This window comes from Arthrobacter sp. MW3 TE3886, assembly GCF_041262145.1.
Lineage (GTDB): Bacteria > Actinomycetota > Actinomycetes > Actinomycetales > Micrococcaceae > Arthrobacter.
Map to the genome: position 1 here is coordinate 374,495 of NZ_JBGCAN010000001.1, position 13,899 is coordinate 388,393.

General features: G+C 68.5%; 13 protein-coding genes and 1 pseudogene. 7 read left to right on the plus strand and 7 right to left on the minus strand.

What is annotated here, in order from left to right:
• Window positions 1-12: 12 nt before the first annotated feature.
• Both ABH915_RS01800 and ABH915_RS01805 read right to left on the minus strand, forming a co-directional pair.
• The gene (locus tag ABH915_RS01800) at window positions 13-939 is read right to left on the minus strand and encodes an NAD(P)H-hydrate dehydratase (protein WP_370117152.1); all 927 of its coding nucleotides are present in this window, start codon (window positions 937-939) and stop codon (window positions 13-15) included.
• Entirely contained in the window at window positions 923-1,684 is a 762-nt protein-coding gene (locus tag ABH915_RS01805; protein WP_370117155.1) for a histidine phosphatase family protein, read from the minus strand. Before ABH915_RS01805 ends, ABH915_RS01800 begins: the two co-directional genes overlap by 17 nt.
• A gap of 158 nt (window positions 1,685-1,842) precedes the next feature.
• Here ABH915_RS01805 and ABH915_RS01810 point away from each other — a divergent pair, with 158 nt between their 5' ends.
• On the plus strand, window positions 1,843-2,967 hold the full coding sequence (locus ABH915_RS01810) for a glycerate kinase (protein ID WP_370117158.1): 1,125 nt from the start codon (window positions 1,843-1,845) through the stop codon (window positions 2,965-2,967).
• Between the two features lie 39 nt (window positions 2,968-3,006).
• Here ABH915_RS01810 and ABH915_RS01815 read toward each other — a convergent pair whose 3' ends face one another.
• Both ABH915_RS01815 and ABH915_RS01820 read right to left on the minus strand, forming a co-directional pair.
• A complete protein-coding gene (locus ABH915_RS01815; protein ID WP_370117161.1) occupies window positions 3,007-3,714 on the minus strand; it encodes a DUF6766 family protein in 708 nt (235 codons plus the stop codon).
• Window positions 3,711-4,212: pseudogene (locus tag ABH915_RS01820) on the minus strand (DUF6328 family protein). The gene ABH915_RS01815 and the pseudogene ABH915_RS01820 overlap by 4 nt, the downstream one beginning before the upstream one ends.
• Before the next feature lie 222 nt (window positions 4,213-4,434).
• On the opposite strand from ABH915_RS01820, the gene ABH915_RS01825 reads away from it, so the two are divergent.
• Together ABH915_RS01825 and ABH915_RS01830 are read left to right on the plus strand one after the other, a co-directional pair.
• Window positions 4,435-5,352: an SDR family oxidoreductase gene (locus ABH915_RS01825; protein WP_370117164.1), complete on the plus strand. Its 918-nt coding sequence runs from the start codon at window positions 4,435-4,437 to the stop codon at window positions 5,350-5,352.
• A gap of 59 nt (window positions 5,353-5,411) precedes the next feature.
• Window positions 5,412-5,933, plus strand: coding sequence for a hypothetical protein (locus ABH915_RS01830; RefSeq protein WP_370117167.1), 522 nt, complete (start codon window positions 5,412-5,414; stop codon window positions 5,931-5,933).
• 151 nt (window positions 5,934-6,084) lie between these two features.
• On the opposite strand, the gene ABH915_RS01835 is transcribed toward ABH915_RS01830, so the two are convergent.
• Window positions 6,085-7,440, minus strand: coding sequence for a uracil-xanthine permease family protein (locus ABH915_RS01835; RefSeq protein WP_370117170.1), 1,356 nt, complete (start codon window positions 7,438-7,440; stop codon window positions 6,085-6,087).
• Between the two features lie 306 nt (window positions 7,441-7,746).
• On the opposite strand from ABH915_RS01835, the gene ABH915_RS01840 reads away from it, so the two are divergent.
• From ABH915_RS01840 to ABH915_RS01850, 3 genes are all read left to right on the plus strand, one after another.
• The gene (locus ABH915_RS01840; RefSeq protein WP_018774961.1) at window positions 7,747-8,352 is read left to right on the plus strand and encodes a malonic semialdehyde reductase; all 606 of its coding nucleotides are present in this window, start codon (window positions 7,747-7,749) and stop codon (window positions 8,350-8,352) included.
• 216 nt (window positions 8,353-8,568) lie between these two features.
• Window positions 8,569-9,156 (plus strand): 2'-5' RNA ligase family protein, encoded by a 588-nt coding sequence (locus tag ABH915_RS01845; RefSeq protein ID WP_370117173.1) that lies wholly within the window; start codon window positions 8,569-8,571, stop codon window positions 9,154-9,156.
• A gap of 178 nt (window positions 9,157-9,334) precedes the next feature.
• Complete coding sequence (locus tag ABH915_RS01850) at window positions 9,335-10,483, plus strand: GGDEF domain-containing protein (protein WP_370117176.1); 1,149 nt, start codon at window positions 9,335-9,337, stop codon at window positions 10,481-10,483.
• 1 nt (window position 10,484) lies between these two features.
• Here ABH915_RS01850 and pgm read toward each other — a convergent pair whose 3' ends face one another.
• Window positions 10,485-12,158, minus strand: coding sequence for a phosphoglucomutase (alpha-D-glucose-1,6-bisphosphate-dependent) (gene pgm, locus ABH915_RS01855; RefSeq protein ID WP_370117179.1), 1,674 nt, complete (start codon window positions 12,156-12,158; stop codon window positions 10,485-10,487).
• 148 nt (window positions 12,159-12,306) lie between these two features.
• Here pgm and ABH915_RS01860 point away from each other — a divergent pair, with 148 nt between their 5' ends.
• Window positions 12,307-13,014, plus strand: a complete 708-nt coding sequence (locus ABH915_RS01860) for a DUF4190 domain-containing protein (RefSeq protein ID WP_370117182.1) — start codon at window positions 12,307-12,309, stop codon at window positions 13,012-13,014.
• Between the two features lie 30 nt (window positions 13,015-13,044).
• Here ABH915_RS01860 and ABH915_RS01865 read toward each other — a convergent pair whose 3' ends face one another.
• The gene (locus ABH915_RS01865; RefSeq protein WP_370117185.1) at window positions 13,045-13,899 is read right to left on the minus strand and encodes a phosphotransferase; all 855 of its coding nucleotides are present in this window, start codon (window positions 13,897-13,899) and stop codon (window positions 13,045-13,047) included.

Consider the following 13,899-nt stretch of genomic DNA (forward strand, 5'->3'; position numbering starts at 1 on the left):
GGACCGCTCCGCTCAGGCGGAAAGTTCCATCATGAGTGGCGGCAATTCGTCGGTGAGTTCCCGGGCGAGATAGCCCAGCCCACCCAGCCGGCTGGCAAGGCGGTCTCCGGCCGCAGCATGAAGATGCGTTCCCCAGCAGGCGGCCTGCGCGTTGCCCGTTCCCCTGGCGCGGAGGCCCGTGATGGCGCCGGAGAGGACATCCCCGCTGCCCGAGGTGCCCAGACCGCTGTGCCCTGTGGTGATCTCCCAGAGGCCGGCCCCGGACGCGGCAGCCCTGCTGCTGCGGGGTTCCGCGATGGCCCCTTGGCACGTGACCACGGCCCGGTATTTGTCGGCCACCTCAGGGAGCTGGCGGTGCAGGTCCTCGACTTCCCGCCCGAGCAGGATGCCCGCCTCCGTGACGTTCGGGGTCAGGATCAGCCGGCCGGCCCACGGCGCCAGTTCGGCTTCGAGCTCCGGCACGCTGGCCAGGGCAAAAGCATCCAGGACAATGCACGGCGGGCTGCCCGGGGTGGCCTTGAGGAGTTCGCGCAGCAGCGCCGTGGCCTGATCCTTGTCGTCCAGGCCCGGCCCCACCAGGACGGCGTCCGCGGTTTCCAGCTCGGCGGCCAGGGACCCGGCGGCGGAACCGACCACGGTCCCGGCAGTCGTTTCCAGCAGGCCAAGGACGCCGGCTTCGGGCAGGGCGATGGCGAGCGGCACCGCCACGGACTCAGCCACGGCCAGGGTCAGCCGGCCAGCACCCGCGCGGAGTGCGGCGACGCCGGCGAGCAACGCCGCTCCGGGCGTCTTGCGCGCACCGCCTATCACCAGCACGGAGCCCCGGTCATCCTTTCCGGAGCCGCCGTCAGGGAGCGGCCAGGCGCGCAGCAAAGCCGGGGTGACTGCCTCGGCCTGAGGGCGGCGTTTCGCCTGCCGGGAGTCAGCGGGGGTGGACATCGGCGTCTCCCGAGTGCTGGGTTACCGGGACACCTTCGCTCGCGAGGTGGTCGGCCATATTGAAGGCCTCCAGCTGCCATTCCCCCCGGCCGTCGGGCCGGACGAAGCGGCTGACGGAGGCATTGAGGATGGTGGAGGCGGCCGCGATGTCCAGCAGCTGCTCCTCCGTGAGGCCCTCCAGGATGTAGCGGATGAGCAGGATCACGGCGTCGTGGCAGACCAGCAGGACACCCCCGCCCGGATGCCTGTTGTCGAGGTCTGCGAGCAGCGAGCGGAGCCGCAGCACGACGTCCGCCCAGGACTCGCCGCCCGGGGGCCGGTAGTAGAACTTGCCGAGCCACCGCCGCCGGCCGGCCTCCTCCGGGAGGCGCGCTTCCACCCCGGCCGAAGTGAGCATGTCCAGGATGCCGAGCTCACGGTCGCGCAGCCGCTCATCGATCAGGATAGATGTTTGCCAGCCGCCGGTCTGGACGGCGAGTTCCGCGGTCTGCCGTGCGCGCAGGTAGGGCGAGGACCAGACTGACGTGCGCCGGCCGTCCGGGTAGCCCGCGAGGAGCCTGCCCAGGGCCAGCGCCTGCTCCCGTCCCGTGTCCGACAGTCCGACATCCGCATCCCGGGCCGGGACGTCGATGACATGCGCGCCGGCCTGATGAGCCAGCGTGGCGGCAACGTTGCCCTGGCTTTCACCGTGCCGCACCAGCAGTAACTCGGTCACGCCCGGAACGCCGTGTCCGTAGTGGCTCACCGATGATCCCCCTATCCGTTGCTTTCCAACGTCGTCCTCTGCCGGGCGGGCCCGGGCTGGAACATGTGTGGCAGACAGGTTACTCCCGGTGGCGGGGATTTGTCCCTGTACCGGCGATCGAGCACCACCCGGGGCCGCCGGGCTGGCAGGATAGAGCCATGCGCATCCTCATCGCCCCGGACAAGTTCAAGGGCTCCCTCACCGCCGTTGAAGCCGCCGCGGCCATTGCCGAAGGCGCCCTCCGTGTCTACCCCGAGGCCGACGCCATCCAGTTTCCGGTGGCCGACGGCGGCGAAGGGACCCTCGAGGCGGCCGTCGCAGCCGGCTACGAGGAACGGCTCAACGCGGTCGTCGGCCCCATCCTGGCCCCGATCGGTGCCGCGTGGGCCATCCGGGCGGACGCCTTCGGCGGGGCCACGGCGGTGATTGAAACGGCGCAGGCCTCAGGGCTGGCGCACATGGAGCCCACGCCGGCCAACGCGCTGCGCGCCCACAGCTATGGCTGCGGCCAGCTGATCGCCGCCGCGCTGGACGCCGGTGCCACGGAAATCGTGCTGGGCGTGGGCGGCTCGGCCATGAGCGACGGCGGCAGCGGCGCCCTCCGCGCCCTCGGACTCAAGCCGCTGGACGCCGCCGGCAACGTGGTGCCCCTCGGCGGCGGATCGCTTGCCGACGTCGCGTCCGTGGACATCAGCGGCCTCGACCCGCGGCTGGCCCGGGTGAAGTTCAGGATTGCCGTCGACGTCCAAAACCCGCTGTTCGGCAGCGACGGCGCGGCACACGTGTTCGGCCCGCAAAAAGGCGCCGACGCCGATGCGGTGGAGCTGCTCGACGCCGGCCTGCGCAACTGGGCCTCGGTCCTGCGCGAGACGACCGGCCGGGACGTCAACGTGCCCGGCGCCGGTGCGGCCGGCGGATTCCCGGCGTCGTTCCTGGCCTTCAGCACGGCCGCCCTGGAAGGCGGCTTCGAGCTGGTGGCCGGCCTCACCGGGCTGGACGCGAAACTCGCTGTGGCCGATTTGGTCATCACCGGGGAAGGCTCCATGGACAGCCAATCGCTGACAGGCAAGGCGCCGATCGCCCTCGCCGATGCCGCCCAGGCCCTTGGCATTCCGGTGATCGTGGTCGCCGGCCGGATCCTCGTCACCCCGGAGGACCTTGCCCGTCACGGCGTGGTGGCCGCGGCACAGCTGCTGGACGTCGCCGGCAGCCCGCAGGACGCAGTAGCAAACGCGGCAAAGTACCTTACCTGGGTCACCAGCCAGGTCCTCGAAGGCGCCTGACGCCCTGCTGGCCGGCTGCCCTGCCGGCCAGCCTGCCGTCTAGGCGCCGGTCTCGTAGTGCGGCTCGGCCACGGGTTTGGACTCGGGGGAACCCTTCTCGCGCAGGTAGACCGAGGCGCCCACCAGAACCGCCACGGCGAGGAACTCGCTTTGCCAGTTCTGGAAGGACTCGAACCAGAACCGGCTCGTCGCCAGATAGCCCAGCACCGTCACGGTGGGCTGTCCGTGCGCCTCCTGGTCACTGTTGTAGTCGTCCGCGCCGCCAACCGCGTGCAGGACAATCGACGCCAGGAACAGCAGGAGGAACATGATCGAAAGCGAGTGTTCGTAGAGCTTGAGGACCCAGCCGCCGCGCCGCACGGGCCACGGCGTGGACTCCTTGAGCTTTGCCTGCCTGGGGTCCTCGTCCTGCGGAGCGGTCCGGCCCATCGGCTTGGACTCGGACGACCCCTTCTGGAACAGGAAGACGGTGAGGATGACGTACATGCCCATCTGCAGGAATTCCGACTCCCAGTTCTCGAAAGTCGCCTCCAGGAAGTTCCCGGTGCCAAGGTACTGCAGGACGGTCACGGCAGGTTCGCCGTGGGCCAGCTGCTCGTCGCTGTACGTGCTTGCCCCGCTCAGGACCATGCCGCCGAAAAACACGACGAACAGCCCGATATTGGCCAGAAGCAGTCCATGCTCCTTGACCCACTTGCCCACGGTTCCCGTGCCTGCGGTGTGGCGCTCATGCGAAACGTCCGTCATAGCGACTCCTCTTTACGGGCCCGTCGACGGATCCAGGCAGGGACAAGCACCAGCAGCAGCACCAGCACGGCCAGCAGCCCGACCCCCGCGATCACGCCCGCCGTCCGGCTGACGGTGACATCGAAGATGAGTGAGGTGGTGCCCGCGCTCAGCAGCCCTACACCGGCCAACGAAAACTTGGCGATGATGTCCGCGCTGCTCACGAGCGTTTCCTTTAGCCCTTGTTGGAATAGCCGGCGGTGCACGCTCACGGGCAGCAGGATCGTGGCCGTGGTCAGGGCGGCCAGCACCACGTTGGCGAGGGTACAGCCGGGTCTGGTAGTCATCCAACGTTTCGAAGCGGGACTGGAAAGGCAAGGTCAGGAGGAAGCCGGCGAGGATCTGGACACCGGTCTGGAGTACCCGCAGTTCCTGCAGCAGCTCCGCCCAGTTGCGGTCCATCCGCTCGGCAAGGGACTCGTCCCTGCCGTCGTTCTTCGGCGCTACTGGGCCAGTCATCGGTACTCCTCCGCAAAATCCTGAAACCAAGGGAACCCGCAGCAGCATGCGGCCCCACCCTCAACCTAGGCTTGAGAGTTGCCAAAAACAAGTCGGTACTAAGCTTGCTGACGATATTGCGGTTAGGGTAGAAACGGATTACTTCACTGGGATGGATTCAGCGGGCCCGGCCAGACGGGACCGATGAACATCCCTGGAAACCGACACGTTGTTAGGCGGACTATGAGCGACTCAAGCGAACGGCAGGACCAGCCCAAGCAGCCCGACCAGCCGCGCGATCCCCGCGCCGGCTACCATTCCGGCCCGTTCCCGGAGCAGGTCCAGAAGCAGCCTGGCCTCACCTCACCGATGGAGCCCAAACCGGACCACGGAGAGGAAAGCTACCGCGGCAGCGGTGCCCTGGGCGGCAAGGCCGCCCTCATCACGGGCGGCGACTCCGGAATCGGCAGGGCGGTGGCGATCGCCTTCGCCCGTGAGGGGGCCGACGTCGCCATCTCCTACCTGCCGGAGGAAGAAGAAGACGCGCAGGACACCGCCGAGTGGATCCGAAGGGCCGGCCGCAAGGCCCTCCTGCTCCCCGGCGACGGCCGCAGCGAGGACTTCGCGGCGGACATTGTGAAGGCGACGCTGGCCGAATTCGGGCGCCTCGACGTCCTGGTGCTGAATGCGGCCTACCAGAAGAACCGCGAGAGCTTCGAATCACTGCCCACCGAAGAGTTCGATCGCGTTTTCAAAACCAATCTGTACTCCCTGCTCTGGACGGCCCGTGCCGCGGTCCCGCATCTGGAAGCGGGTGCGTCGATCATCACCACTGCGTCGATCCAGGCCTTCAACCCTTCGCCGGGACTCATTGACTACGCCATGACCAAGGCGGCCCAGGTGGCCTTCACCAAAGCCCTGGCCCAGGAGCTCGGACCCAAGGGGATCAGGGTCAACGCCGTGGCCCCGGGTCCCATCTGGACCCCGCTGATTCCGGCCACCGAATGGCCTGACAAGCTCCCGACGTTCGGTCAGGACACGCCCCTGCAGCGGGCGGGGCAGCCGGCGGAGCTCGCGGCCGCTTATGTCCTGCTCGCCTCCGACCACGGTTCCTATATCTCCGGAGCCGTGCTTCCGGTCACCGGAGGCAAGGGCCTCTGAGCCCGCTCCGGACCCGTCCAGTGCCAGTTAGTCCCATTTCCAGTACGAGGAGGAATGACATGACTGAAAACCAGCAGGATCCCAAGACCGTCACCGAAGAAGCGGGTGGCTACGGTACGCCGACCGCCGAGCAGGAGATGGGCGGCGATGAAAAGAACTTTGCCCAGCCCCGCGAGGAGGAGGCCTTCGACGCCGCCGGGCTGAACCAGGACAGCCCCGACGGTGAGACGTATCCGGCCGGCGCGCCGGACCTAAGCCAGTTCGGTGCGGAAGACCAAGACAGTGCAGGAGAACCCGGGGCAGGACGCTTCGGAGGAGTGGAGGAACAAATGAGTTCAGAAAACGCCAGCGCAACCCCCGGCTTCGACCCCGACGCCGCGGAGAATTCCGAGGCAGCCGTGCCGTCCTCGGAAGCGGAGATGGACGAGGCCAACACGGAAGAGCCCGACGCCGGGCGGCCCTTCTCCTCCGAGTCCGGACAGGACGCGGCGGGGCTGCCGGACGGCTCCGGGACGGACCTGCCGGAGCGCAAGTCGCCGAAGGACCGCGACGATGACAAGGACGCCTTCGACGCCGGCTAGTCCGTCGCGCCGTAGGGCCCCGCCGTTGCGGGCGCTGCCGGCCCTGGGAGGGTCGTGACAGCGGAAAGGCCGGACTCCTGCCTGTGGGCGGAGTCCGGCCTCTTGCGTCTGCGGGAGGGTCCGCCCGCGGCGCGCTTCCGGGCGGCGTTCTTTAGCGGCGCTTCTTGGGGGCGCGCTTGACGGCTGCCTTGACCGCGGCCGTCGAAGCCGCGGCCGGCCCGGGATCTTCGGTTTCCGGCTCGGCCACCGTGCCGCGCACCTTCGCGATCGCCTTCATGCCATGGTAGATCACCAGGGCAGCGGCCGAGCCCAGCGCGATCCCGGTGAACTTGAGGTCGCCGATAGTCCAGGTGTAGTCGGCAATCCCGACGATCAGGGCGACGGCGGCCGTAGTCAGGTTGATCGAGTTGGAGAAGTTCACCTTGTTCTGGACCCAGATTTTCACGCCCAGCACGCCGATCATGCCGTACAGCATCGTGGCCGCGCCGCCCAGGACACCGGCGGGGACCGTGGCGATGAGTTCGCCAAACTTCGGCGAAAAGCTCAGGATCACTGCGAAGACGCCGGCCACCCAGTAGGCCGCCGTCGAATACACCTTGGTGGCAGCCATGACGCCGATGTTCTCGGCGTACGTGGTGGTCCCGGAGCCGCCGCCAAGACCGGCAAGCACAGTGGCAGCGCCGTCGGCCAACAGCGCGCGGCCGGAGACGCCGTCGAGGTTCTGCCCCGTCATGGCGGACACCGACTTCACGTGGCCGATGTTCTCTGCCACCAGCACCAGGACGACCGGCACGAAGAGGCCCACGACACCGAGGTGGAATTCGGGCGTCTGGAAGTGCGGCAGGCCCACCCACGCGGCACTGTCCACCTTGGAGAAGTCCACCTCGCCCCGGATCATCGCAACAAGGTAGCCCACCAGGACGCCCACCAGGATGCTCAGCCGGCCCAGCATGCCGCGGAACAGCACGCTGACCACGATGATGACGGCCAGGGTGGTGAAGGCCGTGACGGGGGCCTGGTCGAAGTTGGCCTTCGCCGCGGGCGCCAGGTTCAGGCCGATCAGCGCCACGATCGCGCCGGTCACGATCGGCGGCATGACGCGGTTGATCCAGCCGGCGCCGAACTTCTGCACCACCGCGCCAACGACGGCGAGGGTTGCGCCTGCCAGGACCACCCCGCCCAGTGCCCCGGGGACGCCGAACTGCTGCTGGGAAGCCATGATCGGCGCGATGAACGCGAAGCTGGAACCGAGGTAGCTGGGCACCCGTCCCTGCGTGATGACCAGGAACAGGAGCGTGCCGATGCCAGAGAAGAACAGGGTGGTGGCTGGCGGCATGCCCGTGATGATCGGGACCAGGAAGGTGGCACCGAACATGGCCACAACGTGCTGCATCCCGATCCCAACCGTCAAGGGCCAGGTGAGCCGCTCATCCGGCCTGACGACCTCACCGGGACGGACGGACTTGCCGTTGCCGTGGAGCTTCCATTTGGTGCCGAGCATGCTCATGCCGGGAGCCTTTCAGAGAATGTGGGGCGGGCGGGGGAAGGAATCTTCCCGAGCAACTTTACCGCGCGGCATTTACCGGCCGTCCCGCCCGGCCGTCCCGTCCGCCGTCCCGTCCGCCGTCCCGCCCGGCCGTCCCGTCCGCCGTCCCGTCCGCCGTCCCGTCCGGCCGGCGCGGTGCGTGCCGGCGGATGTGCCCGACGTCACAGGCTGCAACGGGAAGCAGGCGCCGTCCGTTGAAGTTGCAACTATTGACAGCAGGAGACGCCGGCCACCCAAGAGCGCGCCGGCACAGCGAAAGGGACGCTAATGACACTCGCCCACGATGAAGCAGTAATCGAGGCCGCCGCCGTCGACGCCATCTTTGCCGAAGCCCGCACGGCGAACGCCTTCACCGGCGACGTCACCGACGAGCAGGCCCGCGCGATCTACGAACTGACGAAGTTCGGCCCCACGGCCTTCAACTCCCAGCCGCTGCGCGTTACGTACGTGCGCTCCGACGAAGCCCGCGCCACGCTCGTGGATGCACTGGCCGCAGGGAACCGCGCCAAGACGGCATCAGCGCCGCTCGTCGCGGTCCTGAGCTACGACACCGCCTGGCAGGACCAGTGGGATGCGTTCCTTCCCGGCTACAACGCCCCCAAGGCCATGTATGACGCCGCGCCGGATCTCGCCGCGGCCACGGGCAACAACAATGCCCACCTGCAGGCCGGCTACTTCATCCTCGCGGTCCGCACCCTGGGCCTCGCGGCCGGTCCCATGACGGGTGCCGACTTCGCCAAGATCGACGCCGCGTTCTTCCCCGACGGGAGCCAGAAGAGCTTCCTGGTGGTCAACATCGGCCAGCCCGGAGCCGACGCATGGGGCGAAGCCAAGCCGAAATTCGCCTACGAGGACGTCGTCCGTACGGTCTAACGACCCCCGCGCTGCTAACCGGCGCTGTCGTTCCGCGGAGGTGCCTCCGGCACCATGGGGGACAGGCCGGAGGCACGCGGGATGCGATTCTGCGGTTCAGCGCAAGGCCCACATCCAAGGCCACTTCCCATTTTAGTCCGCGCCGTCGCCGCCGGCACTGTGCCTTTTCAGCGCCCGCCCGGCCCCGGAAGCGCCGCGGCGTGGCACACTTTTTCCATGCGGAACCTGATCGCGGTGGCCTTCGTGGAACCTGTAGCCGAGGGACTCGAGTTTCCCCGGGATGACTGGCCGCTGCACCTCACCCTGGTCAAGTTCGACGTGGTTAAGTCCGACGTGGTTAAGTCCGACGACATTGTGAAGTCCGGCGTCGTCGAATCCGGCCAGGAAACCCGTGCGGAACCCGGACCGGGCGCCCCGCCGGCCGCGGGCGATCCGCTCGCCGAGCACATCGCCGCCCTCATGGCGGACCCGGTGGCCGCTGCCATGGGCTGCCGGATCAGCGTGGGCGGCGAAGCCGGGTTCGGGCGCGCAGGGTCAATCCCGGTCAACCTGATTGAACCCAGCGAAGAGTTGCAGGTCCTCCACAACGAGCTGGTCCGGATCGTGGAGCAGCTTCCCGGCAGGATCTCCACGCCCGCCTACACCCTGGAAGGGTACCGCCCGCACGTCTCGCACCACGGCGACAAACGGCTCCAGCGGGGGGACACCTTCGCGCTTGACCGGATAGCGCTCGTGGACATGGCACCCGACGGCGGGCACGCCACGCGCCGGATCCTGAAGTTGTGGACCGGCAGCCAGTCGTAGCGCCAGTACGGCCTCCTGGAAGGGCCTGGACGTCATATCCGGGACCGCCGCGGTGAATTATTGCGGACCGGTGCCATACTTGGGTCAACTTCGATAGTCACTCGACGGTAATTCGACGGTTGTTCGAAGACGAAGTGAGTATTTCGGGCAGATCACGGCGGACCGGGGGGACCACTAAATGATGCTTGACACCGCCACACTGCGGGTTGCCTTGGCGCTTGTCGACCTCACGCTGCTCATGCTTTTCTACTTCATTACGTTCCGGCGCACCCGGTCCCCTTACAGCGGCTGGTGGTGCATGGCCCTGCTGCTGTTCCTGGTCGGCAACGCCGCGTACCTGCTGGGCGGGACAGTGCACCAGGTCTGGGCCAACCCGGCCGGCAACGTCCTGCTGGTCGCCGCCGCCGCCAGCATCTGGGCTGGCGGGCGATCGCTCCGGGCCCCCTCACTCCGGCCCTGGCAACTCGCCGCGGCCCCCGGTGCCACCGCCGTCGCTTCGATCCTTGACCACCCGGCCACCAACGTCTGGGCGGGAGGCCCGGTGTACCTGGGGTTCATGGCCGTGTTGATCGGCATGGGATCCCGGGAGCTGTTCCTGCTCGAGCGCGACTACTCGCGGGTGCACCGTCCCCTCGCTGTGGGCGCCGGCATCCTGGCCGTCTTCTACGCGGGCCGCCTCGTCGCCTTTCTGACAGACGGGTCAGAGGGGCAGGTCTTTGCGTCGGTCTTCGGCACGGTGCCCATGACCGTTTTCTCGATGGTCACGCTCGTCGTTGCGTCTTTTACGATGGCGGAGCTGAGCTACGAACAGCAGACGCAGGATCTCCGGGCACGGGCCACCGTGGACGGCCTGACGGGCCTGCTCAACCGATCTGCCTTCCTGGATCTCGCCGAAAACGAACTGCGCCGTTTGCGCCGGACCGGAACAACGGCATCGCTCATCCTCGCGGACCTCGACCACTTCAAGGCCATCAACGACGAGTTCGGCCACTCGGCCGGGGACTCCGCACTGCAGGCGTTTGCCAGGGCCTGCGCAGGCACTGTCCGCTCCACCGACCTCGTGGGCCGCTACGGCGGCGAGGAATTCATCCTCCTGCTCCCTGGCGTCACGCCGGACCGGGCGCGGGAAATCTCTGCCGACATCAGCGTCCGGCTCCATCAATCCGGGTCCGCAGTCATTCCCCGGCTGCCCACCGTGAGCTACGGCATCGCGTCCACCGGCTCCGGACCGGGCGGCCTCGACGCCGCAGTGATCTCGGCCGACGCGGCCCTCTACCAGGCAAAGACGCTTGGCAGGGACCGCGCCGAGTTGGCCACCGGCGGCTGAACTACGAAATAACCCCGTCCACCAGCGCCTTCGCCTCGGCCTGGACCTGCTTGAGGTGCTCGGCACCCTTGAAGGACTCGGCGTAGATCTTGTAGACGTCCTCCGTGCCGGAGGGCCGGGCCGCGAACCAGGCGTTTTCGGTGACTACCTTGAGACCGCCAATCGCGGCGCCGTTGCCCGGGGCTTCGGTCAGTTTGGCCGTGATCGTTTCGCCGGCCAGTTCGGTCGCGGTGACGTCCGACGGCGAGAGCTTGCCCAGCGCCGCTTTCTGTTCCCGGGTGGCGGCCGCGTCGATCCGGGCGTAGACGGGGTCGCCGAACTGGTCGGTGAGGCCCTTGTACAGCTGCGACGGTGACTTGCCCGTTACCGCCGTGATCTCCGAGGCCAGCAGGGCCAGCAGGATGCCGTCCTTGTCGGTGGTCCAGACGCTCCCGTCCATCTTGTTAAAGGAGGCGCCGGCGGATTCCTCGCCGCCGAAGGCGCCCTCTCCGGACAGCAGCCCGGGGACGAACCACTTGAAGCCCACGGGCACCTCGACAAGTTTGCGGCCCAGGCTCTCGGCCACGCGGTCGATGATAGAGGAGGAAACCAGGGTCTTGCCGATCACGGACTGCGGGTTCCAGCCGGTCCGGTGCCGGTACAGGTAATCGATGGCGACCGCGAGGTAATGGTTCGGGTTCATCAGCCCGCCCTGTCCATCAACAAAAGGTGTGACGATCCCGTGGCGGTCGGCGTCGGCGTCGTTGCCGGTGGCGACGTCGAACGCTGCGGACCCGTCCGCACCAGCAGCCATGCGGTTGATCAGGGACGCCATCGCCGACGGCGAGGAGCAGTCCATCCGGATCTTCTCGTCCCAGTCCAGCGTCATGAAGGCCCACTGGGGGTCGACGGTGGGGTTGACCACGGTGAGGTTCAGGTGGTGGCGCTCACCGATCTCGCCCCAGTAGTCCACCGACGCTCCGCCCATCGGGTCGGCGCCGATCCGGACGCCCGCCTCGCGGATCGCATTGAGATCCAGTACCGACGGGAGGTCGTCCACGTAGCTGCTCAGGAAGTCGAACTTGCCGGTGGTCCCGGCGGCGAGGGCCTCGGCCACGGGGATCCGCTTGACGCCTCGCAGGCCGTTTTCCAGCAGCTCGTTGGCGCGGTTGGCGATCCACCCGGTGGCGTCGGTGTCCGCGGGGCCGCCGTGCGGGGGGTTGTACTTGAACCCGCCGTCGCCCGGAGGGTTGTGGCTCGGGGTCACCACGATGCCGTCGGCCTGCGGCGCGCCCGGGGCGGCATTCCGGTTGTGCGTCAGGATGGCGTGGCTCAGGGCGGGGGTGGGTGTGTAGCCGTGGCGGGCGTCGATGAGGACATGCACGCCGTTGGCGGCCAGCACCTCCAGGGCAGAGTTTTGTGCGGGCTCGCTCAGGCCATGGGTGTCCTTGGCCATGTAGAGGGGGCCGGTGATGCCCTGGCCCGCCCGGTATTCCACGATCGCCTGCGTGATGGCGAGGATGTGGGGTTCGTTGAAGGACGCCTTCAGGCTCGATCCCCGGTGCCCGGAGGTGCCGAAGGCCACCCGCTGGCCCGGGTCCGAGAGGTCCGGCGAAACGTCGTAGTACGCATCCAGAAGCGCAGTGAGGTCAACAAGGTCTTGGGGTTGGGCAACTGTGCCCGCGCGGCTAGCCATGGCACCAGCATGCCAGACGCGGACGGGGTGCAACACGGTTTCGCGCCAATCCCGTTCCTGTGACGAAAGAAAACCCGCCGATAGGCCCGGTCCCAAGCCAACCGTGCGGCGGTACGCTGGATCCACAGACTTCTTGAGGGGACAAGCCATGACTGAACAGCCAAAACAAGGCAAAGACGAGACCCCGGAGGGCTACCAGCCGACCCTGCGCCTCCCGGACCACCAACCCGACGTTCCGCCGGGGGAGGCGCCATCCGCCGGCCAGGACCAGGGACCGTCGGCCACGCAGCAGTTCGCGCAACCCGAATCCCCGCAACAGCCCTATACAGGCCAGCAACCTTATACCGGCCAGCAGCCGGACACGGGTCAGCAGCCACACGTCGGCCAGCAGCCCTTCACCGGCCAGCAGCCGGACACGGGCCAGCAGCCTCACATCGGCCAGCAGCCCTACGCCGGCCAGGCGGCCCCTGACCGCGGCCAGTACTCAAGCCCGTACCCTCCGATTTACGGCCAGCCGGCCGCGCCGTATGGCCAACCGTCGCCGTACGCCCAGCCGGGCAGCCCCAACGCCTACGGCCAGCCCGCGTACTACGGCGCGCCGCCGGCGCCCAAGAGTCTGAGCATCGCCAGCATGTGCTGCGGCATCGCCGCGCTGGTGGGCTTCGGATTCTTCCTGCTCCCGCAGCTGGCCGCCGTGATCCTGGGGCACATGGCCCTGCGGCGCGAACCGGCCGGCCGGGGCATGGCGATCGCCGGCCTGGTGATGGGTTACGTGGGCATCGCCGTGACCATCCTGGTCCTGGTCATTTTCGGGCTGGTCATCGGCACCGCGCGCAACAGCGGGTACGGCGCCTAGTCTGCCCTGCGGCGCCGGAGCCGTGCAGGCTCAGCGCGTTAGCGCAGCCACCAGCGGTTTCGCGTTGGCCTCAAGCCAGACGCGCCGGCGGTTGATTTGGCCGCCCACGCCGTTCTGCCACATCCGCGCCCAGCCGCCGCCCAGGGCCGCGGCGTTGTGCCGCATCCGTTCGTAGCTGAGGGCCGCGGCGTCGATCCCGGCGCCGGGCAGCCGGCGTCGTTCATCCTCGCTCCAGCCGTAGGCGTCGGCGAAGACGCGCAGCCGGTGGAACGGGTCCTGGTCTTCCCAGCCCGGCCACGCATCTGACGGGTCGCGGAGCGGCACCCAGTGCATGGCGGTGTTGAGCGAATCGTGCAGTGCCGTGGCGGGTCCGGCAAGGTCGAAATCCACCAGGCCGGCGGCCAGGCCGGCCCGGACCACCACGTTCTGGGGTGTCACGTCCAGATGGCAGATGAGCCCGGCGGCGTCGGTGGGGTTCGGCCGGACCGGCCGGGGCGGGAACGCGTGGGCCTGCGGCACGAAGCCGGCGGACGCGGTGTGCAGACGCCGGACAAGGCGGCCCACGGAGGCCAGCAGGTCCTCGGACTGCACCCAGGCTTCCGGCGGCGACCCGGCGCAGTTTCCCGGTACGAAGGTCAGGACATCCCGGCCCTGCGGGTCGCGGCCGAGGAAGCGGGGGGATCCCTCAAAACCGGCGTCGTCCAGCCAGTCGAGGTACTCGGCGACGGCGAGGGATTGCGGCTGGTGCGGGCGGCGGATGGTTCCGCCAACCCGCACCACGCCGTCGGTGACATCGCCTGCCGGCATGAGTTCGACGTCGGACGCCTCGCCGGGGGCGGGGGTGTAGACGCGCGAAGCAACCGGAACGCGGCGTGCGGGGCTCAT